The sequence below is a fragment of the Phenylobacterium sp. J367 genome (assembly GCF_024699985.1).
Taxonomy (GTDB): Bacteria; Pseudomonadota; Alphaproteobacteria; order Caulobacterales; family Caulobacteraceae; genus Phenylobacterium.
The window spans coordinates 98,773-125,545 of record NZ_JAJONA010000002.1; the positions used below are offsets into that span (position 1 = coordinate 98,773).

33 protein-coding genes and 2 pseudogenes are annotated in these 26,773 nt (G+C 66.9%); 20 read left to right on the top strand and 15 right to left on the bottom strand.

What is annotated here, in order from left to right; genetic code table 11:
- Positions 1–46: 46 nt before the first annotated feature.
- Positions 47–724, top strand: coding sequence for a sulfite exporter TauE/SafE family protein (locus LRS04_RS26190; protein WP_257819425.1), 678 nt, complete (start codon positions 47–49; stop codon positions 722–724).
- A gap of 116 nt (positions 725–840) precedes the next feature.
- Here LRS04_RS26190 and LRS04_RS26195 read toward each other — a convergent pair whose 3' ends face one another.
- The 4 genes from LRS04_RS26195 to LRS04_RS26210 all read right to left on the bottom strand — a co-directional run bounded on the left by LRS04_RS26195 (position 841) and on the right by LRS04_RS26210 (position 3,390).
- Positions 841–1,071: a hypothetical protein gene (locus LRS04_RS26195; protein ID WP_257819371.1), complete on the bottom strand. Its 231-nt coding sequence runs from the start codon at positions 1,069–1,071 to the stop codon at positions 841–843.
- A gap of 323 nt (positions 1,072–1,394) precedes the next feature.
- Positions 1,395–2,399, bottom strand: a complete 1,005-nt coding sequence (locus tag LRS04_RS26200; protein WP_257819372.1) for a lipid kinase — start codon at positions 2,397–2,399, stop codon at positions 1,395–1,397.
- Positions 2,399–3,148, bottom strand: a complete 750-nt coding sequence (locus LRS04_RS26205) for a Bax inhibitor-1/YccA family protein (protein WP_257819373.1) — start codon at positions 3,146–3,148, stop codon at positions 2,399–2,401. The genes LRS04_RS26200 and LRS04_RS26205 overlap by 1 nt, the downstream gene beginning before the upstream one ends.
- Positions 3,149–3,207: 59 nt before the next feature.
- Positions 3,208–3,390, bottom strand: a complete 183-nt coding sequence (locus tag LRS04_RS26210; protein WP_257819374.1) for a hypothetical protein — start codon at positions 3,388–3,390, stop codon at positions 3,208–3,210.
- A 380-nt stretch (positions 3,391–3,770) separates the two neighbouring features.
- Between LRS04_RS26210 and LRS04_RS26215 the strand changes: the two genes are divergently transcribed.
- Positions 3,771–4,619 (top strand): universal stress protein, encoded by an 849-nt coding sequence (locus LRS04_RS26215; protein ID WP_257819375.1) that lies wholly within the window; start codon positions 3,771–3,773, stop codon positions 4,617–4,619.
- A 25-nt stretch (positions 4,620–4,644) separates the two neighbouring features.
- Here LRS04_RS26215 and LRS04_RS26220 read toward each other — a convergent pair whose 3' ends face one another.
- Positions 4,645–5,157, bottom strand: coding sequence for a transglycosylase SLT domain-containing protein (locus LRS04_RS26220; protein ID WP_257819376.1), 513 nt, complete (start codon positions 5,155–5,157; stop codon positions 4,645–4,647).
- A gap of 624 nt (positions 5,158–5,781) precedes the next feature.
- Here LRS04_RS26220 and LRS04_RS26225 point away from each other — a divergent pair.
- Positions 5,782–5,971 (top strand): annotated as a pseudogene (locus tag LRS04_RS26225) (replication initiator protein A); the annotation flags it as partial.
- Positions 5,972–6,501: 530 nt separating this feature from the next.
- Here LRS04_RS26225 and LRS04_RS26230 read toward each other — a convergent pair.
- The 5 genes from LRS04_RS26230 to LRS04_RS28630 all read right to left on the bottom strand — a co-directional run bounded on the left by LRS04_RS26230 (position 6,502) and on the right by LRS04_RS28630 (position 9,221).
- The gene (locus tag LRS04_RS26230) at positions 6,502–6,753 is read right to left on the bottom strand and encodes a carbonic anhydrase (RefSeq protein ID WP_257819377.1); all 252 of its coding nucleotides are present in this window, start codon (positions 6,751–6,753) and stop codon (positions 6,502–6,504) included.
- Between the two features lie 10 nt (positions 6,754–6,763).
- On the bottom strand, positions 6,764–7,177 hold the full coding sequence (locus LRS04_RS26235; RefSeq protein ID WP_257819378.1) for a carbonic anhydrase: 414 nt from the start codon (positions 7,175–7,177) through the stop codon (positions 6,764–6,766).
- 133 nt (positions 7,178–7,310) lie between these two features.
- The gene (locus LRS04_RS26240) at positions 7,311–8,090 is read right to left on the bottom strand and encodes a SulP family inorganic anion transporter (protein ID WP_257819379.1); all 780 of its coding nucleotides are present in this window, start codon (positions 8,088–8,090) and stop codon (positions 7,311–7,313) included.
- A gap of 5 nt (positions 8,091–8,095) precedes the next feature.
- Positions 8,096–8,890, bottom strand: coding sequence for a SulP family inorganic anion transporter (locus LRS04_RS26245; protein WP_257819380.1), 795 nt, complete (start codon positions 8,888–8,890; stop codon positions 8,096–8,098).
- A 169-nt stretch (positions 8,891–9,059) separates the two neighbouring features.
- Positions 9,060–9,221: a YdcH family protein gene (locus LRS04_RS28630; protein WP_374577645.1), complete on the bottom strand. Its 162-nt coding sequence runs from the start codon at positions 9,219–9,221 to the stop codon at positions 9,060–9,062.
- Between the two features lie 964 nt (positions 9,222–10,185).
- Here LRS04_RS28630 and LRS04_RS26250 point away from each other — a divergent pair.
- The 4 genes from LRS04_RS26250 (at position 10,186) to LRS04_RS26265 (ending at position 13,424) form a co-directional block, all read left to right on the top strand.
- Positions 10,186–10,788, top strand: coding sequence for a universal stress protein (locus LRS04_RS26250; RefSeq protein WP_257819381.1), 603 nt, complete (start codon positions 10,186–10,188; stop codon positions 10,786–10,788).
- 305 nt (positions 10,789–11,093) lie between these two features.
- Positions 11,094–11,468, top strand: coding sequence for a DUF1269 domain-containing protein (locus LRS04_RS26255; protein ID WP_257819382.1), 375 nt, complete (start codon positions 11,094–11,096; stop codon positions 11,466–11,468).
- Between the two features lie 977 nt (positions 11,469–12,445).
- A complete protein-coding gene (locus LRS04_RS26260) occupies positions 12,446–13,009 on the top strand; it encodes a CorA family divalent cation transporter (protein ID WP_257819383.1) in 564 nt (187 codons plus the stop codon).
- Positions 13,010–13,019: 10 nt separating this feature from the next.
- Positions 13,020–13,424: a CorA family divalent cation transporter gene (locus LRS04_RS26265; protein ID WP_257819384.1), complete on the top strand. Its 405-nt coding sequence runs from the start codon at positions 13,020–13,022 to the stop codon at positions 13,422–13,424.
- Between the two features lie 71 nt (positions 13,425–13,495).
- Here the strand turns inward: LRS04_RS26265 and LRS04_RS26270 are convergent, their stop codons facing one another.
- Positions 13,496–13,681 (bottom strand): hypothetical protein, encoded by a 186-nt coding sequence (locus LRS04_RS26270; protein WP_257819385.1) that lies wholly within the window; start codon positions 13,679–13,681, stop codon positions 13,496–13,498.
- A 338-nt stretch (positions 13,682–14,019) separates the two neighbouring features.
- On the opposite strand from LRS04_RS26270, the gene LRS04_RS26275 reads away from it, so the two are divergent.
- The 12 genes from LRS04_RS26275 (at position 14,020) to LRS04_RS26325 (ending at position 23,828) form a co-directional block, all read left to right on the top strand.
- Entirely contained in the window at positions 14,020–15,006 is a 987-nt protein-coding gene (locus LRS04_RS26275) for a Cj0069 family protein (RefSeq protein ID WP_257819386.1), read from the top strand.
- 200 nt (positions 15,007–15,206) lie between these two features.
- Positions 15,207–16,097, top strand: coding sequence for a DUF1259 domain-containing protein (locus tag LRS04_RS26280; protein WP_257819387.1), 891 nt, complete (start codon positions 15,207–15,209; stop codon positions 16,095–16,097).
- Complete coding sequence (locus tag LRS04_RS26285) at positions 16,094–16,501, top strand: Rap1a/Tai family immunity protein (protein ID WP_257819388.1); 408 nt, start codon at positions 16,094–16,096, stop codon at positions 16,499–16,501. Before LRS04_RS26280 ends, LRS04_RS26285 begins: the two co-directional genes overlap by 4 nt.
- 36 nt (positions 16,502–16,537) lie before the next feature.
- Positions 16,538–17,341: a hypothetical protein gene (locus LRS04_RS26290; RefSeq protein ID WP_257819389.1), complete on the top strand. Its 804-nt coding sequence runs from the start codon at positions 16,538–16,540 to the stop codon at positions 17,339–17,341.
- A 12-nt stretch (positions 17,342–17,353) separates the two neighbouring features.
- The gene (locus LRS04_RS26295) at positions 17,354–18,370 is read left to right on the top strand and encodes an extracellular solute-binding protein (protein ID WP_257819390.1); all 1,017 of its coding nucleotides are present in this window, start codon (positions 17,354–17,356) and stop codon (positions 18,368–18,370) included.
- 80 nt (positions 18,371–18,450) lie between these two features.
- Positions 18,451–19,998, top strand: coding sequence for an iron ABC transporter permease (locus LRS04_RS26300; protein ID WP_257819391.1), 1,548 nt, complete (start codon positions 18,451–18,453; stop codon positions 19,996–19,998).
- 31 nt (positions 19,999–20,029) lie between these two features.
- Positions 20,030–20,677: an ABC transporter ATP-binding protein gene (locus LRS04_RS26305; RefSeq protein WP_257819392.1), complete on the top strand. Its 648-nt coding sequence runs from the start codon at positions 20,030–20,032 to the stop codon at positions 20,675–20,677.
- Positions 20,678–21,017: 340 nt separating this feature from the next.
- Positions 21,018–21,410 carry a chromate transporter gene (locus tag LRS04_RS27405; protein WP_308238534.1) on the top strand — a complete coding sequence of 131 codons (393 nt, stop codon included), beginning with the start codon at positions 21,018–21,020 and terminating at the stop codon, positions 21,408–21,410.
- A gap of 402 nt (positions 21,411–21,812) precedes the next feature.
- Positions 21,813–22,292 carry a chromate transporter gene (locus tag LRS04_RS27410; protein ID WP_308238536.1) on the top strand — a complete coding sequence of 160 codons (480 nt, stop codon included), beginning with the start codon at positions 21,813–21,815 and terminating at the stop codon, positions 22,290–22,292.
- Between the two features lie 316 nt (positions 22,293–22,608).
- Complete coding sequence (locus tag LRS04_RS26315) at positions 22,609–23,034, top strand: hypothetical protein (RefSeq protein WP_257819393.1); 426 nt, start codon at positions 22,609–22,611, stop codon at positions 23,032–23,034.
- A 102-nt stretch (positions 23,035–23,136) separates the two neighbouring features.
- Positions 23,137–23,271 (top strand): hypothetical protein, encoded by a 135-nt coding sequence (locus LRS04_RS26320; protein WP_257819394.1) that lies wholly within the window; start codon positions 23,137–23,139, stop codon positions 23,269–23,271.
- Between the two features lie 11 nt (positions 23,272–23,282).
- A complete protein-coding gene (locus LRS04_RS26325) occupies positions 23,283–23,828 on the top strand; it encodes a superoxide dismutase (protein ID WP_257819395.1) in 546 nt (181 codons plus the stop codon).
- A 126-nt stretch (positions 23,829–23,954) separates the two neighbouring features.
- On the opposite strand, the pseudogene LRS04_RS26330 reads toward LRS04_RS26325, so the two are convergent.
- From LRS04_RS26330 to LRS04_RS26340, 3 genes and pseudogenes are all read right to left on the bottom strand, one after another.
- Positions 23,955–24,947 (bottom strand): annotated as a pseudogene (locus LRS04_RS26330) (sensor histidine kinase); the annotation flags it as partial.
- Positions 24,857–25,141, bottom strand: a complete 285-nt coding sequence (locus LRS04_RS26335) for a winged helix-turn-helix domain-containing protein (RefSeq protein WP_257819396.1) — start codon at positions 25,139–25,141, stop codon at positions 24,857–24,859. The gene LRS04_RS26335 and the pseudogene LRS04_RS26330, both read right to left, overlap by 91 nt.
- A 7-nt stretch (positions 25,142–25,148) precedes the next feature.
- A complete protein-coding gene (locus LRS04_RS26340) occupies positions 25,149–25,658 on the bottom strand; it encodes a response regulator transcription factor (protein WP_257819397.1) in 510 nt (169 codons plus the stop codon).
- A 269-nt stretch (positions 25,659–25,927) separates the two neighbouring features.
- Here LRS04_RS26340 and LRS04_RS26345 point away from each other — a divergent pair, with 269 nt between their 5' ends.
- A complete protein-coding gene (locus tag LRS04_RS26345) occupies positions 25,928–26,176 on the top strand; it encodes a chromate transporter (protein WP_257819398.1) in 249 nt (82 codons plus the stop codon).
- A 220-nt stretch (positions 26,177–26,396) separates the two neighbouring features.
- Here the strand turns inward: LRS04_RS26345 and LRS04_RS26350 are convergent, their stop codons facing one another.
- A complete protein-coding gene (locus tag LRS04_RS26350) occupies positions 26,397–26,714 on the bottom strand; it encodes a hypothetical protein (RefSeq protein ID WP_257819399.1) in 318 nt (105 codons plus the stop codon).
- Positions 26,715–26,773: the final 59 nt, after the last annotated feature.

The window sequence follows — 26,773 nt, forward strand, 5'->3', positions numbered from 1 at the left end:
TCGCCCAATTGATTGATGGCGCCTTGGGGATGGCCTACGGTGTGGTCTGCATCGCGGTCCTGTCGGCGCTGGGTGTTCCCCCGCCGCGGCCTCGGCTGTCGTCCACGCCGCGGAGGTTTTCACGACGGCGACCGCTGCGACTAGCCACGCGGCGCACAAGAACATCGACCGTCGTCTGTTCCTTCGCCTCGCGCCGGCGGGAGTCGCCGGAGGCGTGCTCGGGGCCTACGTGCTGACGGCGGCGCCCAAGCATCTAATCGGCCCCCTCCTGGCAGCCTACCTTACAGTCATTGGCGTATACCTTCTGGTCCGCGCCTTCCGGAAAATTCAGCTGCACAATCCTAACGCCAAGTGGGCCATTCCGCTCGGCGCGGCCGGTGGGTTTCTGGATTCATGGGGCGGCGGCTGGGGGCCCATCGTGGCGTCAACGCTCATGAGCGGAGGTCACGCGCCGCGCCGCGTCGTCGGAACGGTGAGCGCCGCGGAGTTCTTCCTAGCCAGCGCGATTTCAGCGACGTTCCTGGTGGCGCTGCTGCGGGGTGTCCTGCCGCTCGACCTCAAGACCTATCTTGTGGAGGTGGCCGGCCTTGTTGTCGGGGGGATCGCCGCCGCGCCTTTGGCCGGATTGGTGGCGCGGGTGGCGCCGCCGCGCCACATGACCATCGCAGTCGGGCTGCTCGTCCTGTGCCTCGCAGCGTGGCAAGTCTACCGCGTATTCGCCTAGCGGCGCGGTTTGTCTTGGGGCGTCAGCACCCGAACGGCACGTCGCGCTGAACACGTTAAGTGCCTGGTGTTCGGGTTGTTCCCAGCGCCTTGCAAACAGCTTCGACTGCGCTGTGATCAGGGCGCGTCATCTGAAGCGACGATACCGCCCTCGCCTTCAAGGCGGACGATCTGCCGGACATCCTGGCGCGTGAACTTTAGCCTGACCCCGGCACCCAGGCCATCCCGCTCGTCGATCAGCAAAACGCCGTAGTAGTCGAGGCCACGCAGGAGGGCCGCCACGTCCTGCTCGGACTGGACACAGGCGCTGCCAGCCTCTTCGATCTCATCGAGGGTCTTAGAGAGCAAGCCTGCGGCTCCAGCGAAATCAGCCCGACTGACGCCAGCGAGGGCTCGTGCGGCAGCGACAAGGCGCCCGGGGATCCGTGTCGTGTTGCTCATGCGAAACGCTCCAGCTGATAACGAGCCCCTAGCCGGCGATCGTTCGAAGGTTGTGCCGGGACACCGTCTTGCCCGGGCGCGCGAAGGTCAAGTGTGAAAGGCCTCGCCCTACTCGCCAGCCGCTGGCCGGTGCTGATTGGGCCGCGGTCGCGCTCGTGATCGGGTGCCTGCTTCATCCGGGCAGCAAGCGCTTCTTTTCTTGGGGTGGGCGACGTGCTCCTGGTCTTCGCCTAGGGGCGCGGTGTGTCTTGGGGCGTCAACACCCGGACGGCGCGGGGGCGGATCGTGAAGATCACCGGCGTCTGAGTCACGATCTCCCCGTCCAGACTTACGGGATGGACGCGCCGGGTGTGTACTTCGAACCGGGTGCAGGCGCCCACGCGCACCTGCGCGGCGAGCCCCTGCCGGCCGTGGCGGATCTTCGGCGCTATCAACAGGAGGCGAAGGAGGTCCGAGGCTTCCAGGCTGTAGAGATCGAGCTGCCCGTCGTCGATCTGCGCCCTCGCCTCCACAGGCGTCCCGCCGCCATAGTAACGCCCGTTGCCAACGGAAATCTGAAATGTCTTCACTTCGACGTTCCACCCGGCGCCGCGAATGCGCGCTGTGAAGGGCCGAACCTTCGTGAGGGCTTGCAGCGCGGCTAGGCCGTACGCCGCAGGCCCCAGCAACTTCTTCACCTTCGGGTGGACCAACTGCGTCACCAGCGCCGCCAAGCCGATACTGGCGACGTTGAAGAAGGCGTGGCCGTTGGCGATCCCGACATCGATCTCCCTGATCTGACCGGATTTCAGCAGATCAACTGCGCGGGCCAGATCTGTGGGTATTCCGAGGGTGCGGGCCAGGTCATTCGCCGACCCGGTCGGCAAGATGAGAAGCGGCAGACCCGTGTCGATCAGCGGCTGAGCGACCGCGTTCAGCGTGCCGTCGCCGCCCGCCACCGCGACAGCGTCCACGAGATGCCGGCGTGTGTGAATGCGCTGACCGAGCGTCCAGTCACGATCCAGGGGCACGGTTTCGAACGAGTAGCCGCCCTCTTTCAGGGCGGCCTTCGCCGCCCCCAGGCCCTCGCGCCCGCGCCTCGACTGCTGGTTGGCGATCAGGAGCACGTGGCGCCTCGGCCGTCGCGTGGTGACACCGCCTAAAGCGCAATCCTCCACGGCGGCGGTTAAGCGCCCGGGAAACCGATCCCGGGGCGGCGCCTGACGGCAGGCCCACTGGCGGGAGAACGGCGACATCAGCGCCGCTGCCCAAAGAGCGCCAGGAGAAACTGGAACATGTTGATGAAGTTCAGATACAGGCTGAGCGCGCCGTAATTGGTCGTCACCGAGCGGGCGGCCTCGTCGCCGCCGAGTTCGTAGTACGCGAGCTTGAGGCGCTGTGTGTCGTAAGCGGTGAGGCCGGCAAAGATCAGAACCCCCAGCGCACTGACGGCGAAACCGACCGCCGACGACTGCAGGAATAGATTGACCAAGCTGGCGATGATCAAGCCGATCACGCCCATGATCAGGAAGCTCCCGAAACCAGTCAGGTCCTTTTTGGTGGTGTAGCCGACGAGGCTCAGGCCCCCGAAAGCGGCGGCGGTGACGAGGAAGGTCGTGACGAGACTCTGACCTGTGTAGGTGAGTGCGAGGACGCCCAACGAAAGGCCGACAAGCGTGACGATCGTCCAATACAGCGCGCCGGCTCCCTTGGCGGCGGCCTTGCGCATGAAGAACGCCGCTCCCAGAAGGATGACGAGCGGCGCGAAGGCCACGATCATCCCAAGCGGGGTGTAGCCGCGCACCGCGCCAGCCTCCATGACGAACAGCGCGTCACGCAGCGGCGGCCAGCTGCTGGCGGCCCAGGCGGCTGCGGCCGAGGCGAGCAAGCCAAGGCCGAGCTTGTTGTAGACCCCCAGCATGTAGCTGCGCAGGCCCGCGTCCACGGAAGCGTCGAGCGCCAGGGTCTTCGTCCTCGCCTGGCGGTCGGAAGGAAAGGTTTGCATGATCTATGTCTCGATTGGCGTTGAGTTGTTGAGGGTTGGCCCCGGCGCAGCGCCGGGGCCTATCGCCACTTGGCGGCATAGGCTTCGATTTCGAGCGCCACGAGCTTATCGGTAAGCTGCGATTTGCGTTCCTGAAGCCGTTGCAGCCTCTCGGTGCGACCCCTGCGGCGTTCCTCCGCGATCGCGCCTCGCAGCTTGTTGATCTCGGCCCTCACACGGTTGGCGAGGTTCAGATGTCTCAAGGCAGTCCTCCTCATGAAGAGGCTATCGCCCCGTGGCGCCAGCACTCCCGATGGGGACCGACATCACGATCGACCATCGATCGTCAGAGGGGCCCGGTCCCGCTCTCTTGATATCGGCGCGCCGAAGCTCCGGGCAAGACACCGCAAGATGAAATCTGCTGAGAAGGCTGATTGCTTTCGCAAATGACAAAGCGATTTCAGAATTTGCCTTCGCTTGGGCGAAACAAACTTGTCGATGAGCATTCCAAATCTTGCACATGCGCACTTCTGAGCGGCGACGGTGAGAGCTCTCCCCATATCAGGTGAAGCTTGCCGCGGCCCGGGAACGACGGGCGCGCCTGTGGAGACAGGCGACTGCGGCCCACACCAAGGAGGACGCGATGCCGTTCAAGGACATCTTACTCTACATCGACAGCTATCCAGAGCCTGTCACGCCGGAAGCGATTGATCAGGCCGTGCGTTTCGCCGGGGCGGTGGGCGGCGACCTGAGTGCGTTGGCCGTTCAGGTCGATCTTCGGGCCCCCAGCAGCTGGCTCGCCGATCACATGATTGGGCTCAGCGGGATGTGCGCCGAGCAGGAGAAGAAGAGCCTGGGCTATTGCGAAGACCGTGTGAGGCACTTCTCGGAAGCGCTGGCGAAGCAGAAGCGCAAAGGACAGGCTCAGATCATCAAGGCCGACATGTATCGTGTCGGCGAACATCTCGCCTATCACGCCCGCACCCGGGATCTGTGCCTGGTGCCGATCATGGAGCGGCTCGGAGACGAACGCTCTGTGGCCGAGTCCGTGATCTTCGGCTCTGGCCGTCCTGTGGTGGTTTACCGGCCAGGCGCGGCGAACCTCATGGGCCGGGGACTGAGCACCATCGTCATCGCCTGGGATGGCAGCCGCGCCGCCGCGCGCGCCATGGCGGACGCCCTGCCGCTCCTACCCAAGGCCCGTGTGGTGCGCCTGGTGACCATCCTCAACGACAAGCCGGACGCCCGCGTCGGCATGAACGAGGACGCCCTGCGACACCTGAAGGCCCATGGCGTCGAGGCGCTCGCGGACGAAATCCCGAGCGATGGCCGCAAAGCCGGCGAAGCGATCGCCGAGTACGCGATCCGTCACAAGTCCGACCTGCTCGTCATGGGGGCTTATGGTCGATCGAGACTTCGGGAGTTCGTCTTGGGCGGAGCAACCGAGTACATGTTGAGCGATCTCAGGGTCCCGCTCTTCCTGTCTCGTTAATCCAAGGGCCTGGCCTGCTGGCATCTCAGGACGGGGGGGACCTGCACGGCGGGCGCTTGAGCGCTGAGTCCGGTTCAACTGAACAAGACATGGCGGAATGGATGCGGGCGTACTCCTTGTGGCAACCCAAGGAAGCCGCGAGCATACCTTGCACACCGTAGCGATCGTGCATCTCCCGAAGGTAGGCCGTGCCCGCGAGCACGTTGTCCCGCACGTCAAACGGGTCGGCTCCAAGCCCGTAGCGCGCGCGCAGCTCGGCGTAGGTGCCGGGCATCACCTGCATCAGGCCGATCGTGTCGGCACGAGATACGGTCGCGCCTGAAAGCGCCTCCACGCGCTTCAGGAGCGGGACACCACGCGGCAGGTAGCCACCATCGCCGAGGAACGCGGCCAGCGGTTCGGGCGGTTCAACCAGCACCGTCACTCCGGGCCGAACGCGATCATCGTCCAGCACGGCGTAGGGCCCGATCGACATGCTCGCCGAGGCGTTCCAGGCGAGCCGCGTGGGCAGCTCGATGGCGGTCGTGAGGGCGAGCAAGCCGCATGCGGCGGCGCCTGTTAAGAGCGCCGCCAGGCGAACGGCTTACGGGTCGGAAGGGTCGGGACATGCATCGACACTCCTGCGCAGGAGCCATGTTCCACGACTGAGCCGAGCGATGCGGCGGCTTCGGCGCGGATCATACTTCAACCGCGAGCAGGTTGCGCCTGCTGCCCGGCTCGCGGGAGCACTGACGTGCAAGGCACAGGCCGATCGACCGGTTCCTCGAGGTCTTCACCCGTTACATCGACAGCGGGTTCGGGCTGGTCCAGGGCGAGGTCGCCTGGCTCGCCTCGCCTGGCCGGCGGCGCGGCCGTTGGCGCAGGGCGCGGAGCCGCTTCGATTGCCGGTGGCGCCTCGCGCGCCGGACCCACCGCAGGTGCGGCCGGAACCGGTGGCATGCCTCGCCCTGGAGGCGGATCTCCCGGCGGCTCTCCACCAGTCGGCGGCTCGGCTGTGCCTTCGCCGCTGCGTCAAATCTCCGTCCCGGGAGTCGGCCCCTCATCGCCACTCCGGTCCTCCTCGACTGAAGCGGCCGGGGAGAAAGGTGGAACCCCGGCTCAGGCCAAACGACGCGGCGGCTGCCGGGTCCAGCGACAAGCCTACAGACCAGAGCGCGCCGGGCTGGCCTATCCGTTCTTCTCCCTGGCGAAGTCGAGGCGTCGCGCCGATTGACTTCCACGCCGGCGACGTCGCCATCCGCGTCGAGGCCGTGCCCCAGCACGGCATGGCGACCATCTGGGACGCCGACGTGCTCATCTGGGCGGCCTCGCAGATCGTCGAGGCGCGTGATCGCGGCGCCAAGCCGTGTCGCGGCTTCCAGCGCGCGACGCGAACAAGACGAAAAGTCGGTGTGGCGACGATTAGCGAGCGATAGGGATGTCGCGGCTTGCGTGTCGCGATGAGGACCGCAACGCTTGCTTGCCGGACCAAGTCGACCGTGGTCCCAAGTGTGTAATCTTTCGGACTGTCGAAGCTGGCGATGCCCGTGGCGATCAGGGCGCACCCGCGCTCGGCGGCAACGTTCTATGGTGTCCGGAACCGAACCGCTGACGATCAGAACCTGCGAGAAGCTGCGCCCTGCCTAACGCCCGGTCCGAGCGGGAGGTCAGGTCGGAGGCTGTAGTACCGAGCTCGAGATTGCTCTGTTCTTTCCCATTTATCTGCCGCGGCGGCTCGAAGCGGTGCAGTTGTGTTCCTCAGGATCGCATGGCCGCTTGATCGCCCGCCCGGGCCGTCGAGTTCTTGCGCGGGGTCTATGCTGGTGGCGTGACAGTAACAGGACAGCACTGGACCGGACGACTGGACTGTAGTGCACCACCCGCGCGAACGGCCTGCCACAATTCAGGCAGTCAAGAACTCGACCTCGCCAGTCTCCATCGCGTACATCGCTCCGACGATCTTGATTTCTCCAGCCTGTTCCATCTCGGCCAGGATGACGCTTTCGGCACGCACCCGCTCGACGCCCAGCCTGACGTTCTGCTCGGCGACCCAGCGGACATAGTCGGTGTTTGCGCTGGTTCGGGCGCCTCCGAAGCCATCCGTTCTGAGCGTAGCTGGCCGGATCTTAGCCAGAAGCGCGGTGATGTGGCCCATCTGGACGCCATCAATGGCCCCCCATGACCGCACCGCAAAGCTCGTGACCCATGACGACCACGAGCTTGGCGCCCGCGACCTTGCAGGCGAACTCCATGCTGCCGAGGATGTCGACGTTGACGGTGTTGCCTGCCACTCGCGCCACGAACATGTCGCCTATGCCGCGGTCGAACACATCCTCCACCGGGATCCGCGGATCGAGACAGGACAGCACCACCGCCTTCGGATACTGACCGGCGACTGCGCGGCGGATCTGTTCGTTGTGGTTGCGGAGGGTCATCTCGCCACTCACAAAGCGATGGTTGCCCTCCGTGAGCAGGGCGATCACCCTGTCCGGCGTCAGGTTGGCTTGCTCTTCCTTGGTGAGGACCTCCTCGACAAGGCCCTGCTTTTCCACCTTCGCAATTTCGGATCCGGTCTGCATTGTTTTCTCCCTTGATCAAGTCACCCTGACGGGGGCGATGGTGTTTCCATCCTCGCGAGCCGGCGGCCCGTGGCGTTTCAGCCAGTCGCTTACGGACTCCATGTCGGCGAACAGCATGTCCTCGCTGATCAGGTCAGGGACAATCTTCAGGTCCCGCAGCATGGCGAGGGGCTGTTCCTGAACGCCTGTGAGGGGCCACCTGAGCGCCCTTCTGGCGCAGGTCGAAGGCGACCTGCTCCAGTGCGTAAAGCCCTGATTGGTCGACATAGGGAACCTCTTCCATGCGGATCACCAGCAGCGCGGCGTTCGCGTCGACCGTGCTCGCCATCTCCTGGAACCGCGATGCGGAGCCGAAGAAGAGTGGTCCGTACATGTGCTTGATGTAGATTTGCCCTGCATGGGCGTCGAGTGCCTTCTCTTCGTCGGCCCAAGGCTGATCGGTGAGTTCGCCGACATGGGAGTTCGCCTCGGTCAGGTCGCTCATCTTCTTCATGAACAGAATGCTGGCCAGGACCACGCCGATCGCGACGGCATGGATGAGGTTTCCGAACACGGTCATACCCATGACGATGAGCAGCACGGCGGCGTCGGCACGGGGTATCCGGACGAGATGCCGGAAGCCCTTGTAGTCTATGATGGCGAGGCCAACGGGAATCAGGAGCCCGGAAAGAACGCTTAGGGGTATGTAGCCGACGAACCGGCCGAGCCCGAGGAGCACGGCCAGCAGGAACAGGCCATGCACAACGCCGGACAGCCGCGTCGTCCCGCCCGCGTTGATGTTGACCACCGTTCCCTTCGTGGCACCGGCGCCTGGGATGCCGCCGAAGATCGCCGCGACGCTGTTCCCGATGCCTTGTCCGATCAGTTCGCGCCGGCTGTCATGCTTGGTCTTGGTGATGTTATCGGCGATCACTGAGGTCAGCAGGGGTCGATTGAACCGAGCAGTGCCAGGGTGACGCCGAACCCGATGATGAGCGGATAGTGCTCAGGCGACACCGAGAACATCTGGTCCAGCTGCAGCCCGGGAACGGCGCTGGGGATTGCACCCACATTGGGCACGTCTAGGTCCGCGAAAACAGCGACCAACGTGCCCACCAGGAGGGCTACGAGCACGTTTGGCACCGCTTTGGTCACACGCGGGAACAGATAGTACACCGCTACGGTGATCGCCCCCAGCATCACCGCGCTCCAGTTCACGGCGGCGATCGGTTCGGCAATGCGCGTGAAGACCTCCAGCGGCGATTTTGGCGACGCGGAGCCAAGGAACGGCCAGATCTGGAGCACGATGATGATCAGCCCGACACCGCTCATGAACCCTGACACGACGGGATAGGGGAAGAACTTGACGTACCTGCCGACGCCAACAAGTCCGAGCAGGATTTGCAGGACGCCGCCGCAAAGGAAAGCGAGCAGAGCGATCCCCAGTCCCGCCTCCACGCTGCCGGTCGTCGCGACAGCCGTCGCCACCACGGAGGCTGAGACGACGGTCATGGGTCCGGTCGGACCCGACGCTTGCGTACGGGTGCCGCCGAGTGCCGCCGCAGGGATTCCGAGCGCGATGGCGCCGTACAAGCCTGCGGCTGCGCCGAGCCCCGATTGCACACCGAATGCCAGCGCGAGCGGCAAAGCGATGACGCCGGCCACTAGCCCGCCGGACAGATCGCCCTTGAAATAGGCAAGCTTATAGCCTCCGGGCAGAGTGCGTCCCGGCATGTTGGGGGGAGGCGATCATAGCTTCCTCGTTGAGCTTGCCGCCCGAAGGTCCGGTGCAGGCCGTCGACCCTGGTTGGTGCGCGATCAGGGTACGGTCACCCTAATTCCTTACGCTCGGGCACACCGCATGCGTATCAGGATGGCCTTGACGAACCGCAGCGTGCTTTCCTTATGCGGGACATGGCGAGCAAAAACAATCCTTGGTCGCCAGTCGCTCCTTCTTGAGCCGAGACAGGCGCGTCTGATCGGGAAGCTTGCGGCTACCCTCTCTGCGGATTTCGCGATTTGATAGGCGGCGAGCAGCGATTAGCCGCTCAAAAAGACTGTTCATAAAGGATCGAAGCTCGCGAGCGCAAGTCGAAAGCGCCGGCGTGCGAGTTCGACGCGGTCCGACACAGAAAGAGCTCTGAAGCTCTAACTAGAGGTGCCCGGTCCGCGGGGATCAATTTGCTGCCGCGGCAGCGTTCGGGCTAATCGAAAGCCTGCCTTTCTTGCGACAGCCACAGCCTATCGAAGAAGTTGTGGTGGATCTGGGCGCAGCCCTCTGGTCAGTCGAGCGGTTTGCCAATGAACGGGCGCGCGCGTAGCTGTTGCCACGGGCGATGCTCCGTTGTGGAAGCGCCGTCGGGCGTGAGTGAGGCGTGGGACCGCATAGCCTGCGTAGGCTGAAAAAGCAGGGATCCGACTCCCATCCAATGCCCACCCGAAGGTTTCTCTGGGTCACACGGCTGATGCCGGTACCGGCGCGGAGCTGTCCTTCGACCCACAGCGCCAGCTCCCCTTTCACCGGCCCCGTCGCGCTTACCGCCGTCCAGAGTTGCACGTCGTCGTTGGCATGCGCGGGGCCGCCAAGAGCGCGACTGAGGCAGAAGTAATAGGCGCCCAGGAGCTGCAGTCAAGACTGCAAAGCGCATGATCTATAAAGCTCATTGTATTTCATTCATCTATCTATCTTGAATCGCATTGCGGATTTCCACTGCCGAGCCACCTTGAAGCAAGGCGAGCCATCCATGGCTCTAGCCTTCATACGGGGCGCTGAGAGGCCCCACATTGGAAGGAGCATTGCACCATGGGCGGCAGCCTTCATCTGCACCTCTCGACCGTTTCCTCCGGCGCGAACACCGCGACGATTACCCGCGCCGTGGAGCTCGCGCAGCGCCTGGGCGCAGAGATCGAAGCGACGATCTCCGTTATCGACGTTGCGCCGATGGGCCATTGGTCCAGTCCCTACTTCGCGGGGGCCATCCTGGAGCTGGAAAACGACTTCGCGCACGCGCGGCGAGGCTTTCGCGAAGATGGTAGCCGATATCTGCGCGGCGCACGGCGTGGAGCACCACGTCACGTCCTACGTCGTCGATCAGGTTGCCGATCGGCGCCCAGGGCGTACGGCGCGTACGCACGATCTCAGCATCGTGGGGCTAGCGGAAGGAGACGGCGACGCACGCCGAACCGTGGAGGATCTCGTGTTCGGAAGCGGCCGGCCGGTGCTCGTCCTCCCCGCCAGCCAAGTGGAGCCGCTCGTTCTAAACCGGGTCTGCGTCGCCTGGGACCACAGTGAACCGGCGGCTCGCACCCTGTCTCTGGCCCTGCCAATCCTCAAATGCGCGGAGCGGGTCGACGTTGTCACTCTCGACACCGGCCGCGTCCAGGCCGCGCCCGGGTCGGCTCGTGCGGCGGCGAATTACCTGCGTCGTCACGGCGTGCCCGCCCATCCTAGAACCCTGTCGCCCGATGGCCGCAAGCCTGGCGCTCAGTTGATCGAGACGGCGCTGTCGGAAGGAGCGAACCTCATGGTCATGGGGGCCTACGGGACGCCGCGGGTGAAGGAACTCGTTTTCGGCGGCGTCACCCGCACCGCCCTCGAGAAGCCCATCCTGCCGTTGCTCATCGCCAACTGACGCCTTCGCCCGAGCGGCTCGGAGCGCGGCTCTGCGGTCACGGCCGCCTGCTCGGGCCAGGCATCAAAGCGTGTCTCACTTCGCAAAAGTACTCATCGAAACAAGTCTGGAGGACATCATGGCTGAACTGGTTGTTGTCGGGTTCGAGGACCCGAAGGAAGCGGATCGAGCGCTCGCCGAGCTCACCCGGCTGCGGAAGGAGTACCTCATTGATTTAGAAGACGCCGTGGTCGTTATACGGGACCACGACGGACGCTTGCACATGAAGCAGAGCGTAGACCTCCTTCGGGCCGGCACAGCGACGGGTGGCCTGTGGGGGGGCGGCGTGGGGCTCCCTTGTCGGCCTGCTCTTCCTCAATCCGCTGATCGGCCTAGTAAGCGGCGCGGCGCTTGGCGCGGGGGCGGGGGCGCTGTCTGCGACGCTTACCGACTACGGGATCAACGACGACTTCATCCGCAACCTTGGGAAGACCCTGAAGCCGGACACCTCGGCCCTGTTCATCCTGGTGCGCAAGGTGCAACCGGAGAAGGTGCTGGGTGAGCTCTCCGGCTTCCGCGGCCAGGTCCTCCGCTCGTCCCTTTCGCCAGAACAGGAGAAGCAGCTTCAAGGAGCGCTGTCGGGCGCAGGCGTTTCTCTGCCGGGCAGCAAGCCGACCGCACACCCAGCAGCCGGCGCCTGACAGGTCCTAGAAGGCATCGCCCACCTGGCGCTGTCGGCGCGGTCGGGTCAAGTTCGCGGTTCGCCTACAGGGCGGCCGCACCCTCGACCCGGCCGGGCCATCATCGTACTGAAAACCGACTCGTCTCCGCAGCGATCTGGTCGAAGCCGTTCTACGGCGGTAGCCGTCCTGGCAGCGGCGCGCTCGACATAGTCTCGCGACGGCGGACCTGGATTTGGGAGTTGCGGCTGCAGGCGTCTGCAGCGCGGTGAGGAGTAACGCACCGATCGAGAGCGCCGCAGGCAGAACCGTGGTTATGAGAAGGCCGCTCCAGGTTAGGTGACCGCCCAGCTGGCCATCGGCGCTGATCGCCATTCCCCATCCGACCCAGGCTGCAGTCACGGCCAGCAGCGCCGCGGCGGTCTGCCAACGATCGCGGCGGCGCATCGCGGCTGCCACATGCGTCAGCTGCGGTTGGCCTCCCGTCGGCTCCTCCGATGCCGCATGGACATTCCGGCGCGTCAGACCATTGCAAGCGCCCGTGGTGGCCGCATCTGTCCTGGCGTCGGGGCAGATGAAGTTGAACCGCCTCATGCGAGCCTCCTCAAGGGACGTGCTCAGGCGCGGCAACGTCCAGCGCCGCCGACATCGCGGTCTTGAGACCGCCAGAGGGGCCCGGCTGCTTTCAGGAGGTGGAAAGGCCGCAGCGGCGCTTCAAGCCACCCGCGGATGAGGACTGGTCATCGCCGCAATGAGGACCAGCTACCCCGACGCGCCGCTCACCAGGCTTATCCGCGAAGCTCGTCGTGCGAGAAGCGATAGAGCGTTAGCTCTCGCAGCCATTGACGCATCGCGCCGAACACAGCAAAGCGCAATCCGTCGCCGATCCAGGCGACGCCCTGGACCCCGTGACATGAACCCGGAAGGTCGAAGTCCCCTCTGTTAGCGACGCGCTGAGGGCGTTCGGCTCCTGGGGCGTCCTCGATAAGGAAGCCCCGATGCTCAACGCGTACCGCTGGAGCGACGACAAACTGGCGCGGCTGGAGCCCGCCGACGATCTGGCCATGCATGCGGTGTGGATCGACCTGCTCGCTCCGACACAGGAGGAGGACCTCTTCGTCGAGAAGCTCGTCGGCCTGGACATCCCGACACGAGACGAGATGGATGACGTCGAGCCTTCGGCCCGTCTTTACGTTGAAGGCGGGGGATCATTCATGATCGCGACGGTCGCGGCGGGGCTGGAAACGGACGACCCGGTCAAAACGCCGGTCACCTTCATCCTGAAGGGACCGCAACTGGTGACGGTCCGCTACACCGACACACGGGCGGTCTCCGCGTTCGTGGCGCGAACGACCCAAAAGGCCGGCGAGCCGCTCGCATCAGGCGAAGCCGTCATGCTGGGGCTGATCGAGGCCGTGATCGACCGCTATGCGGACGCCCTGGAGCGGACCGGGGCCGAGATCGACGGCATCTCGCGGGCCGTCTTCCGCAAACGCCGGGGCAAGGCACTGGTCAGCCAGAACCTCCAAGGCATGATCGAACAGATCGGCAGGCAGGGGTGAGCTTCTCGCCATGATCCGGGAGAGCCTGTCGAGCGTGCAGCGGGTGTTGAGCTACCATGCGGCTCTCGACGTTAGCGCCCCGCGCACCAACAAGGAAGCCAGGCAGCGCCTTCGCCTTCTCCAACGCGACGCGTCGGCGCTGAGCGAACTGACCGACAGCATGTCCGGCAAGATCAACTTCCTGCTCGACGCGACCCTCGGCTTGATCAATCTGGAGCAGAACCAGATTATCAAGCTCTTTTCCGTCGCGGCCGTTGCGCTGCTGCCTCCGACCCTGATTGCGTCCATCTACGGCATGAACTTCGACCACATGCCCGAGTTGCGCTGGAGACTTGGCTACCCATGGGCGCTCGCATTCATGTTTCTTTCGGCCGCTGTCCCCTACTTTTACTTCCGACGTCGCGGATGGCTGTGACCGCTCGGTCAGTGACCGACTGACGGTGGCCTCGCAACACCGCTTACGTGGAGATGGATGAAAATGGGTGTTCACCCTTCCCCGTGGGCGCATGCAGCTCCGGGCGAGACTTCGCCAGAACCGCCGCGTTGCAGGACGCACCAGGAGAAGCGCTGCAGGTTGCCGGCAGGGGTGATGTGATCATGCTTGGCGGCGTAGAGCGTCTGGTAGTCTGGCCCGATCTCCTCCGCCAGTTTGGCTGGTTCGAACTGCTGCACATCCACCTCGCTGCAGCGGCTCGGGCCGTCCTTGGCAAAGGTGGCGATGATCAGGAAACGGTGCTCTCCGCAGGTTCGCCGAAGTCTCAGGCCGAATTTACTCCAGGCTACAGGCCGCCAAGGCCGCGCTTCCGAGAAATGATGGTGCTCGGGGCTCGCCCCGGCCGCCTTGAAGGCGCGGCGACGGGCCGCTACATCTTGGCTGTCGGGCCTTCGGCAGACGCCCGGCTTTCAAGACGATCCTCATCCAAGCGCTGCCCTGACCTGGGTCGACTCGGGGCGGGTGTTGGCGCGCGAAGTCCGCCGCCCCTCCGGGCAACCGCAGACGCGAGAGGGCCATGCCGAAGGTCGCCATCATTTCGCGAGACAACCCCCTGGACCTGGACAACGGGCGGTTCCGCCATGTCGCCGCGAGCCTCCGGGAGACGGGGCTGGAGCCGATAGCCTGCGTCTACGATGAGGGGCGCGAAGCGGAGTTTGAGCGCGAGCTTCGGGACTGCGACGCAGCCCTGGTCTGGGTGAATCCGGTGCAGGACGGTCGATTCCGGCACGGGCTCGACCGGTTGCTTCGCGCGGCCGCCGCCGAAGGCGTCCTGGTCAGCGCCCATCCGGATGTGATCGACCGGATGGGCGTCAAGGCCGTGCTCGCGAGCACGGCCGAGTTGGGCTGGAGCGGCGACGCGCGATTCTACCCCACGGTCGCCGAACTCATCGAGGGCTTCCCCGCGCGGCTCGCGACCGGTCCGCGGGTGCTCAAGCAGAACCGCGGCCACAGCGGCATCGGCGTCTGGCGCGTGGAACTGCTGGATTCTGGCCAAGTGCGGCTGATCGAGGCGCGGGACCGCACGCGAGCGGCGGAGCAACCGCTCGCTGACTTCCTCGCAGCCCGCGCGGACGAGCTCGTGCGGGTCGGCGGCTTCGTGGACCAGGCCTATCAGCACCGCCTCTCCGACGGCATGGTCCGCTGCTACATGTCGGGTGAACGCCTGGCGGGCTTCGGGTGGCAGAAGGTGCGGGCGCTGCTCGATCCTGACGGTGAGCCGACGCCGCCGCGCACCTACTCCGGCCCGGACGACCCGAGATTCCAGGCCCTGCGCCGGGCGCTTGAGGACCGCTGGGCGCCGGCGCTCGTTCGATCGCTGAGGCTTGCCACGGAAGACCTTCCGGCGCTCTGGGACGCGGACTTCCTGCTCGGGCCGAAGAATTCGGCAGGTGAGGACAGCTTCGTGCTCTGCGAAATTAACGTCAGCTCCGTATCGCCAATGCCGCAGGAGGCGCCTGCCGCCATCGCCGCGACAGTCGTGCGACGCCTGTCACGGCGATGAGGCTGAGATAAGCTCCGCCGGACCTGGGGTTTGGCCGACATTGTGCGGCATGGCCTGGTCGCCCGTATTTTGCGGTTTGTTCGATGCTGCGCGGCCTCATCTAAAACTGCCTTAAACCGCAGCGTCCATGACTTGGCTCCGAAGCGCCGGCCGCCCCTCCTTGAGGGGGCGGCGGCCACCCATCCCGGAGGTTCGCGCACATGCCCAAGCAACGGTGGATCGGTCTGCTGGCCACGCTCGCCGCCTTCGCTGCTTCCGCCGGGCCAGCGGCCGCCGCTACCGACTGGGCCGCGGTGGGCAAGGCCCTGGGCAAGGACGGCTCCGTGCAGGCCGATGGAATCTACCGTGTAGGGCTTCCGCGGACCGACTTGCGGGTTACGCTGGATGGGACGCCCATCCGCCCTGCTCTCGCCCTCGGGTCCTGGCTGGCCTTTCAGGACATGGGCGACCACGCCATGGTGATGGGCGACCTCGTCTTGACGCATGACGAGGTGAACCCGGTCATGAAGGTGCTTGTGGAGAACGGCCTCGAGATCACGGCCCTCCATAACCACCTGCTGCGCTCGCAGCCGGCCACGATGTACATGCATGTCGGCGGTCACGGCGACGCCGTGAAGCTAGCGTCCACCCTGAACAAAGCTCTGACGCTAAGCCGGACGCCTCTGAGCCCCGCGACGGCCGCCACGGCGCCGCCGATCGAGTTCCAGACCGCGAGGGTGGAACAGCTCCTGGGCTACACGGGAAAGGCCAACGGCGGCGTCTATCAGTTCAGCATCCCGCGTGCCGAGCCAGTAAAGGAAGGCGGGGCCGTGGTCCCGGAAGCGATGGGCTCCGCCATCGTCCTAAACTTCCAGTCCACAGGCGGCGGCAAGGCGGCCATCACCGGCGACTTCGTGCTCACGGCCGACGAGGTGAACCCTGTGATCCGGGCCCTGCGGGCCAGCGGCATCGAGGTCACGGCGCTGCACAACCACATGCTCGACGACCAGCCACGGCTGTTCTTCCTGCACTTCTGGGCCAATGACGAGGCCCAGAAGCTCGCGCGCGGGCTGCGCTCCGCCCTCGACCACGTGAAGGTTTCGCGACCATGACCCGCGGGCGCTTCGCGCTCGCGGTCGCAGCCGCCTTCATTTTGGTCGCGAGCGCCGTGACGTGGGTGGTGGCGCGCGACAACCCGCCGACGCGTCCTGCGCCGGCCGCGATCGGAACCAACGGACCTCCGCTCAAGCCGACGGTGGGCGGGCTGGCGGCGATCTGCGAAGCCAATGGAGCCGATCCCCGGAGCTGGTGCGCCGCCTATCTGCTGGGGGCGCTGGATGCGACCCAGGCCTTCGGGGCCGGAGGGCACAAGGCCGGCACTTGCGGGTTGAACTACACCCCGGAGCAGCTTGCGCCGATCCTTGTCGGCTGGTCGAAGCGCAACCCGGACTTCGCGGAGTTTCCAATGATGGCAGGTGTCAACCTGGCGTTCCGCGAGGCGTGGCCATGCGGCTGACGTCGTCTATCGCGCGGACCGCACGAGGTCGCCGCCATGGCGCGCGAGCACCGCTCAAGCATCTGCAACCCGCGCCGATGGGGGCGCATACTCTTCGATGAGGAGACGGCAGTGATGAGAACGGTGCTGATGCTTCTGACGGGGCTTCTCTCAGGGTGCGACGCCTCGGCGCCGCCGCCGGCGGCGAGCGCGATGCAGCCGGCCAGGGCGATGCCCGCGACGGTGCAGGTAGTGGACTTCGAGGCCGCGGCCGCCGGCCAGGCGCCGGCCGGCTTCACGACCGCCCTTACCGGTCGGGGACGTCCCGGGGTTTGGCAGGTGCAGCGGGCCGAAGGCGCCCCTTCGGGCGCCCTGGTCGTGGTCCAAACCGACGCCGACCGCACGAACTACCGCTTCCCGGTGCTCGTCTACGACGGCGTGTCAGCGACGGACGTCGACGTGAGCGTCCGCTTCCGCACCGTGTCCGGCCGCGTCGACCAGGCCGCAGGTCTCGTCTGGCGATACCGCGACGCCGACAACTACTACGTCGTGCGTGCGAACGCCCTGGAGGACAACGTCGTTCTCTACAAGGTCGAGAATGGCAAACGCATCGACCTGCCCGTCAAGGGCGTGAGCGGAAAGACCTACGGCGTCGACGCCGACGTGCCCGGCCAGGGCTGGGGCACGCTGCGGGTCGCAGCCCGCGGTCCCCTGTTCGAGGTATATTTGGAGGGGCGCAAGCTCTTCGAGGTCGAGGACGTCACCTTCCGCGGCGCCGGAAAGGTTGGGCTGTGGACCAAGGCCGACAGCGTCACCCAGTTCGATGACCTTTCAATCGCCAACCTCGACACGCCGCGCTGAGGGGAACAGCTGATGCGCCACCCGCTCCAGATGCTCGTCGCGATCGCGCTGCTCGTCACGGCCGGCGCTTGTTCGGAAAGGCCGCCCACGAAGCCGGAGGTGGTGGTGTACACCTCCGTCGACCAGGTGTTCTCCGAGCCCGTGTTCCGCCGCTTCGAGGCGGACACCGGCGTGCGGGTGCGCAGTGTCTTCGACACTGAGGAGACGAAGAGCACGGGCATCTTGAACCGGCTCATCGCCGAGCGCGCCAATCCGCAGGCCGATGTGTTCTGGTCAGGAGATCCGGTCCGACCTTTCCTGCTGGTCAGCCGTGGCCTGGTCGAGCCGTACACACCCACAAGTGCAGCTGGAATTCCGCCCGCCTTCAAGAGCGCCCAGGGGCACTGGACCGGGTCAGCGGCACGCGCCCGCGTCCTGCTCGTCAACCGCGAAAGGCTGGCGGGGCGCCGGCGCCGCGGTCCGTGCGCGATCTGGCCGACTCGCGCTGGCGGGGGCAGGCCGCCATCGCCAACCCGCTCTACGGCACCACGACGATGCATGTCGCCGCCTGGTTCGCAAACTGGGGGAGACGCCGAGGCGACGCGCTTCCTGGACGCGCTCAAGGCCAACGACGTGCGGATCGCCAGCTCCAACGGCGAGGTCAAGCGGCTGGTCACTTCGGGCGAGGTCGTGTTCGGCCTGACCGACACCGACGACGCATTCGACGCGGTGAAGAGCGGCGCGCCCGTGGACATCGTCTATCCGGATCAGGACGCCGGCGGCACGCTCGTCATGCCCACCAGCGTCGTGCTCATCCGCGGCGCGCCGCATCCCGAGGCGGCGCGGCGTCTGGCGGACTACCTGGTCTCGCCGCAGGCGGAGCGCATGATGGTCGACGCCGCGGCTCACATGCCATTGCACGCCGATGTGGCGACGCCCGCCCATGTCGTGCCGGTGGCACGCATCCGCGCGATGAACATCGACTATGCGGCGCTCGCCGCGGTGATGGATCGCATTCAGCCGCAACTTCGCAAATGGTCCGGGCTATAGTTCCGGCGCGCTCGTGAAGGCGCGGGACCTCGCGATCAGCGCGGCCGGGGCGGTCGTGGTCGTCGCCTGCCTGGGCGCCGTTGCTCTGGCCGCTGTTCGTCCTCCTCGCCGGGAGCGACGAGGCCGCGCCCAGCTTCGCGCCGCTCCGTGCCGTGGAGCCGTGGCTGCTGCTGGCTCGCACGCTGGCGCTCACGGCCGCGGTGCTGGCCGTCACGCTCGCCATCGGCCTTCCCATGGGCTTGCTGGTTGCGCGGACGGACACACCGGGGCGCCGCATCGCGCTTGTCGCGCACGCCGCGCCGATGTTCGTTCCGCCCCTGTTGCCGGCGCTGGGATGGTTCTACCTATTTGGCCGGAACGGCCTGATCGGCGGGGAAGCCTCCGCCGGCCTCCTGTTCAGCGACCTCGGCGCCGTGCTGGTGCTCGGGCTCACGTTCGCACCGATCGTCACCTCCCTGGCCGCGCTCGCCCTATGGAACGTCGATCCGTCGCAGGAGGAGGCCGCTCGCGTCGTCGCGCGGCCTCCACGGATCGTCGCGCGAATCCTGCTGCCGGCGATCTTGCCCGCGATCGCCCTCGCCGCAGTGGTCGTCGCCGCGCTGACGCTCTCTGAAGTGGGCGCGCCGATGTTTCTGCGCGTGCGCACCTACGCGGCCGCGGTCTTCGCCCGATTGGGTGGAGTCGACTTCGCCCCCGCCGAGGCCTTCGTCCTCCTGCTGCCTGTCCTGGTCGTCGCGCTGGCGCTCGCAGCCGTGGAGCGACGGAGCATCGGGCGTCGGTCGTTCGCCGTCCTCGGCCTACGCAGCTTCCGGAGCGCGCCGTTCGCGCTTGGCCGATGGCGGTGGCCCGCCGCGGTGTTCTGCTGGAGCGTCACCGGCCTGTCGATCACGCCGCTCCTCGCGCTCGGGTGGCGCGCTGGGTTGCGCGGCTTCGCCGACCTGCCGCTCTGGATCGGCGGCGCGGTCTGGAACAGCCTCGTCCCGGCGGCCTGGGCCGCCTCGGCCATCGTGGCCCTGGGCGTCGTGCTCGGCCCGCTGCTGAGCCGCAGAGATCGTGCGGCGACCCGCCTCGACCTCGTCGCACTACTGGCCTTCGTGGCGCCCGGCGCGCTGCTGGGCGTCGGCTTGGCGGCGATCTGGAACCAGCCGGAAACGGCCTGGGTGTATCAGACGTCCGCCATCATCGTGCTGGGCTTCGTCGGCCGCTACGCCGTCGTCGGCGTGCGGACCCTCGCCGTCGCATGCACGCAGACGCCCGCGCAGATCGAGGACGCCGCCCGGGTCTTCGGTGCAGGCTATCTGCGGACGTTGGCGGGCATCGTGGTCCCGCTCCACTGGCGGGCCATTCTCGGCGCCTGGGTGTTCGCCATGGTGTTTTGCCTGCGCGACCTGGAGACGGCCGTCCTCTACTATCCGCCCGGCCGAGCGCCGCTGGCGGTCCGCGTCTTCACCCTCGAGGCCAACGGCCCCGAACCTGTCGTCGCGGCGCTCGCCAGCGTGCAGGTCCTTCTCACGCTGGCGCTGCTCGGCTTTGCCCTGGGAGCGGCGGCGATGCGGCCAAGGGCCCATGACGACACTTCGGTTCGACAACGTCAGCCTGAGTTTCGGGAGCACGCCGGCGCTCTCTGACCTCTCGCTGGTCGTGGAGTCCGGAGAGGTCGTGGCCGTCCTGGGACCCTCCGGCTGCGGCAAGACCAGCCTCCTTCGCGTGGCGCTCGGACTGGATGCGCCGACGCGAGGGACGGTCTGGGCCGGCGCGACGCGCCTGAGCGCGGACGGACAGGTCCTCGTGCCCCCTGAGCGCCGGCGCCTGGCGATGGTGTTCCAGGACCTCGCGCTATGGCCGCACCTGTCGGTCGAAGCCCACCTGCGCTTCGTGCTGAGCTCGGTAGGCGTGCCCAAGCGGGATCAGGAGGAGCGGATCATCCGGATGCTCGAGCAGGTGGAGCTCCAGGAGCGCGCCGCGGCGCACCCGGGCGAGCTCTCCGGCGGGGAACGCCAGCGGGTTGCGATCGCGCGCGCGCTCGTCACGGAACCGGCCGCGGTGCTGTTGGATGAACCGCTATCGAACCTCGACCTCCGCCTCAGGCGAGAGCTGCTGGGCCTGTTGAAGGGTCTGTTCGCCCAACGCCGGATGACGGCGGTCTACGTGACCCATGACATCCGCGAGGCGGTGGCTCTGGGCGACCGCATCGCGGTGATGAACGCCGGAGGCGTAGTGGCGGTAGGCGCAATTGATGCATTGCGAGGTTCGCCCGAGCCGCTCGTTCGGGAGTTGCTGGAAGGGCTTACGTGGTCAGGTCTGTGAGATTCGCCGCCCCCGCCGCTGCGGGAGGCCACGCCCCTGGGTCGGGAATGGCCGAGCGGCCCCCTACTCGGTCAAGGCATGGAGCCCAGGCCGGAGGACATGCGTGTGGCAAGACTTCAATCGGACCGCCCGCGATGATACACCTCCCTGCGCGGGCCATGCGGGCGCCCCGCCCATAGACGGATGTCCGTCCAAGACCCGCTCCCCCAGGCCTCGTGCCCGGGCGTTTGGAGCGTGCGCGGATGGTCGGACAGTCTTTTACCTATTCTTTCGAGCCGGGCGGACCGCCTGTCAGAATCCCAGTCGTTTTCGCAGGGGCGGGCGCATGACTGCGACAGTGGTGAGCGACGCCCCGTCGGCGGCCGAGCCGCAGCCGCCGGCGCTGACCTATTCTCAGCTTTTTCTGCGCTTCCTGCGTTTCGGCCTGATGGCCTGGGGCGGCCCTGTCGCCCAGATCGCGATGTTGCGGAAGGAACTGGTCGAAGAGGAGCGCTGGATCTCCAGCGATCGGTTCAACCGGCTGCTCGCGGTGATGCAGGTCTTGCCGGGACCAGAGGCGCACGAGCTGTGCGTCCATCTCGGCATGCGCGCCAAGGGCCGGCTCGGCGGCATGCTGGCAGGGCTCGGCTTCATGCTGCCTGGCTTCCTGCTCATGCTGGCGCTGTCGTGGCTTTACTTCGCCATCGACCTCGCCGGGTCCGGCTCGGCGCCGCCTTCCTCGGCGTGCAGGTAGCCGTGATCGCCCTGATCGTCCGCGCCGTCCATCGCATCGGCGAGCACATCCTCGTCGACCGTTGGTTATGGGCCCTGGCCATCGGCTGTGGCCTCGCCGCCCTTCTTGGCGCGAGCTTCTGGATCACCCTGCCCGCAGCTGGCGTCATCTATGCCCTGGCCGCCTCAGGCCGCCGGTGGCTGGGGGTCATCGTCGCTGGCGTCGCCATCGCGGCCGCAGCCGCCGTCGTGGTGTGGGCTCCCGCGGCCCAGCCCGGCGCGACAGTTGCGGGACTCGCAGACCAGGCGCGCGCCGGGCCGCTGCTTCTGTTCCTGTCGGGGCTGAAGGCCGGCTTGCTGACCTTCGGCGGGCGCCTATACGGCGATCCCGTTCCTGCGCAACGATGCGGTCGGGCGCGGCTGGATGAGCGACGGCCAGTTCCTCGACGGGCTGGCGCTCTCGGGCGTGCTTCCGGCGCCGCTGATCATCTTCTCCACATTCGTGGGCTACGTGGCCGGAGGCCCCCTCGGGGCCGTCGCGATGACCGTCGGCATCTTCCTTCCTGCCTTCGCCTTCTCCCTCGTGCTGTACGATCGGCTCGAAGCCGTGCTCGAGGTGAAGGCGCTGCACGCTCTCTTGGAAGGGGTGGCCGCCGGCGTCGTGGGGCTTATCGCGGCCACGACGCTGCAACTGGCGCAAGCGACGGCCGGGCGCGTTCCTTCGCTCTGGCCGGCCGCGGCGATCTTCGCCGGCGCCTTTGGCCGTCCTCTATTTGTGGAAGAGCAAGCTCAACGTTGTGGTGATCGTTCTGGCGGCGGGTCTGGCGGGTTGGATCAGCTACTAGCGCCTTCTGCCGTGCTGCTGGCGGCGCCGCCCGAGCGTGTGGGGGGTGTCGGCGCATGACGAGCCCAACCTCGGTCCTTCTTGTGCGGGCGTGCGTCGCGCTCATGACGGCTGTCGCCGGCGCGCCCGCGAACGCGTACGCGTTCCCCGCCGTACCGCTCGACGGACGCCGGAACGGCTGATCCGCACGAGGTTGAGCTGCGCCTGGGTCTCGGCGAGGTCGAACGCGACTCGGGTCGCACTGAGGTGCTCAGTCCGCTGCTGCAGGCCAATCTCGGCCTACCGAATGGGTTCGAGCTGATCTCCGAGCTTGAGTACTCGCCACGCGGCGAGGGGCTGAAGGACGGAGCGCTTGGGGGCGAAATGGGCGGCGCCGGTGTCTGCCAGGCTCAGCATCGGCGTGGAGATCCTGGCGCTGGCGCCGGTCAGCCGCTCGACCAGCGGCGTGGGCGTGGAGACCACGCTGCTCGCGACGTTGCGGATGGATGGCTACGAGCTGCACCTCAATGCGGGCGGCTTCCACGACCCGCGCGCCGGCCCGGCGGAGTCGGGATGGCGTGCGAGCGCGCTGAGCGAGTTTCCTCACGGTGATCAGCGGCTCGGAGTCGAGCTGTTCGGCAAGGATTCCAATCGCGGTCGGCCCGACGTGAGGGCCGGCGCAGGCTTGATCTACGACCTGGGAGGTTTCGACCTTCGGACCGGCGTCCACGTCGGCCTGACTCCGGCCGCTCCAGACGTCGGCCTGAACCTGTGGCTGACCACCAGTTCCCCTCCGGCAGTAAACAGGAGGCCCTACGCATGAGAACCCCAACACTCATTAATCCATCGAGGAGGAATTCAGGATGTCGGACATCACCCCGGACCGCCGCGCCCTACTGGGCGCCGGCGCTTTCTGGCGGCGGGCATGAGCGCCGCCAGCGCCGCGGCCGCGCCGCCCAAGCCGCAGCCCAAACCCCTCGTATTCGATCCGACCGCCGTGCCCGGGCTCTCGGAGAAGCTGCTCCGCAGCCATTACGACAACAACTACACAGGCGCCTGACCCGCCTGGGCGTGATCGCCGCCGAGTTCGCGAGCCTGGATCCGGCGACGGCGCCGGGTTTCCGGGTTAACGGGCTGAAGCGTGAGGAGCTGATCGCCTGGAACTCCATGATTCTGCACGAGGTCTATTTCGCGGGCTTCGGGCCGGCGGAGCGGCCGAACGCGGCGCTCGCGCAGGCCATTGAACGCGATTTCGGCAGCCACGACCGTTGGGCGGCCGAGTTCTCGGGCATGGGCAAGGCGCTCGGCGGCGGCTCCGGCTGGGTGCTGCTCGCCTGGAGCCGCCGCGACGGGCGGCTGGTCAACACCTGGGCCGCCGACCACACCATGACGCTCGCCGACGGCGCCCCGCTGTTGGCGCTCGACATGTATGAGCACGCCTATCACATGGATTATGGCGCCCAAGGCCGCGGCCTACGTGGAGGCGTTCATGAAGGCGTTCTCCTGGCGGAACGCCAACGAGGCCTTCCGTCGGGCATCGGCGTAAGCGGGGGCCTGGGCGCGAGCATTCCGCGCCCTCCCGCTGAGCGGCTGGGCGCGGCAGAGCGAATCCCGTGATGGCCAGGAGCCGACTGCTCCGGTCTCCCTTGGCGGCCGTGTGGCGTCGGGTTCGGCTAACCCTGAGCTTTGGCGTTCTCCGGCGGCGCGATGGCTGGCAGGCAGAGCCGGAAAAAGCGCGCCGCCTCCGCAAGCCTCGCTCACGGTGATCGAGCCGTCGTGCGCTCGCGCGATCTCCGCCACGATCGCCAGCCCCAGCCCCGCGCCGGAGCTGCCCGCGCGTTGCGAGGGTGCGCGCCAGAAGCGGTCAAACACCATCTCGCGGTGCTCTGGCGCCACGCCCGGCCCGGCGTCCGCGACCGAAACGGCGCCGTCGGTTTCGACGCGGACGACGACCTCCGTATCGGGCGGAGTGTGACCGATGGCGTTCTCGACGAGGTTGCGCAGCGCGTCGGCGAGGGCGTCGTGGTTCCCCTGGACCCAGACAGGCTCGTCGGGTGCCTCGAAGGCCAGGCTGCGGCCGGCCGCAGAGGCCCAGGGCGCCAGGTGCTCGACCACATGCGCGGCGGTCCCCCGCAGGTCCAGGGGTCGGCGAACCATTGGCGGGCCGTCCAGGCGAGCGATGCCGAGAAGCTGCGCCACGATCCGGTTCATGCGCTGGGCGTCAAGCCGCAGCCGCGCGACCTCGGGAGTGTCCTGCAGATCGTCCAGGGCGGCGGTGAGGATGGCAAGCGGCGTGCGAAGCTCATGGGCGGCGTCGGCCGTGAACTGGCGCTGGACCTCGAAGCCGTGCTCCAGCCGCTCCAGGGCGCCGTTGATCGCCGCGACCAGCGGCGCGAGCTCGGAGGGAAGATCGTCCGTCGGAAGGCGCACGCCATTCACCCCCGGAGCGATCGACGCCGCTTGTTCGGACGCGGCGTGGACCGGCTTCAACGCAGTCCGAATGGTCCAGGCCGCCACCGCAAGCACCAAGACCGCGAAGACCGGGAAGAACCAGGCGCCGTCGCCAAGCACCTCGGCGACGAACTCGTGAGCTAGGGCCTCGTTCGAGAGTTCCTCCGCCGCCTTATAGCTGGCGATAACCACGGCTAGAAGGCCGACGGCGAGGGTCGCAAGCAGCACGGCGGCCAGGCGAAGGACCAGACGCCCCTCGAGCGACTTACGCCAGGATGCGCGCATGTCAGGCGCCCTTCCTGCAGGAAGTAGCCGATCCCACGGACTGTATGGATCGCACAGGTCGCGTTGGCGTCCGCCAGCTTGCGGCGGAGGTGGTGCACGTGCACGGGGATGGCGTTCGAGCCGAGCTCCTCGCCCATGCCGTACAGCTTCTCTTCGAGAACCACCTTCGGGACTACCCGGCCGAGGCGCCGCATCAGGTGCTCAAGAATGGCGAGCTCCTGCCGCGGCAAGGGAAGCACATGCTCGCCGACGCGAACATCGCGGCCGATGGTGTCGAGCGAGAGGTTGCCAGCCTCTAGCCGGACGCCGAGGCCCCGCCGGGGGGCGCAGCAGCGCCTTGAGCCGCGCCACCAGCTCGGCCATGGCGAACGGCTTGACCAGATAGTCGTCGGCGCCGGCGTCGAGGCCGTTCACCCGGTCTTCGACGCTGTCCCGCGCCGTCAGCACGAGGACTGGCGGCCGCTTGGGCCGCTGCCTTAACGTCTCCAGCAGGGCGAGGCCGTCCCCGTCCGGCAGTCCGAGGTCGAGCACGGCGGCGTCATAGGGCGTCGCCCGCAAGGTGGCCTCGGCGTCGCCGAGCGTTGGCACAGTGTCGACGACGAAGCCGGCGCGCTCAAGGCCGCCGGCGATCAGCTCCCGCATGCGGGGCTCGTCCTCGATCACCAGCAGGCGCATGCCGCCTTGTTCCTTGCCTTCTGCGTCCGCCGCCACCCTGCGGCTGCATCTTTAGGGGCGAATTAAGAGCCCCGCCGCCCGGTTCTAAAACTGCCTTAAAGCTTGGCGTTCACCCACGCGCCGACGAGGGTGAAGGCAGCATGGCCGCGGGCGTTGAAGCAATCCCCCCGAAACGCATGGAAGTGGCCCGACGCGCGGCGCGTGGTCCTCCGGCGTTGCACTGGCCGTCAGGGGTGACCGCCTGCGCGGCCGTGAGCGCGTTCCAGAACGAGTGTGGCGGTCGGTCTAACTGAGCAATACATCAGGTGATCGAACGGGACGCGCTGTGCCTGGTTCCGGCCGCTCAATCGGCGCTCCGGGGAGCCAACGCGGCAGTCGTCGGGATCCTGACGGGGGCGCTCTACGATCCCGTGTTCACCAGCGCCGTCACCGGCCCTGCGGATTTCGTGATCGCGGCGGCGGGTTTCGTCGCGCTCATCGCCTGGAAGGTGCCGCCGTGGCTCGTGGTCGTGGGAGTCACGGCCGCCGCTGTGATCACTTCCATGCTCAACTAGGGCCCTGACTTGCACGGAGGCGAAGAGAATTCGGGTGTTGGGCCAGCGCTCGTGAACGAGGCGTGCAAGGCCCAGCCCATCAGGTCGCGTGCTCGCGTCGGTGAACAGCACCGCGATCACGGGTCTTGGTCACTATGCACGCGAGAGCTTGGGCGGTCGCTGTAGTGAGAATCTCAGCGTCGGAGATATAGAGAGTGAGCAAAACCAACGCTCTGGAATCTCAGCAATTCAGCGCACCGACAATAAGCGCGGTTGGTCTGCCAGAGCGGTGACGGCGCATGCCGCTAGATCCAACCTGGGCGCAAAGCCCCGAGCTGGACTTTGAGCGTCGGCTGCTGCCCACCAAGATGCTGCGAACGATCTTCACGAGGCTTTCCGCGCGTTCCATCGGATCGCCAGCGAGCTGAGAGGGAAGAATCTGCGGTGCGGCGCTGGTCGAGAGCCGAACATTAAGGATCGTCTTCCCGGCTGCCCGGGCTTGGGCCACTAGGAAATAGTGGCTATCGACGACATCGATCTCGAAGGTCTGGCCGTTCACCTCAGCGACGGCGCGGGCGAGTAGTCTCAGCTTAGGACGTTCTTGGCGCATGGGCCACG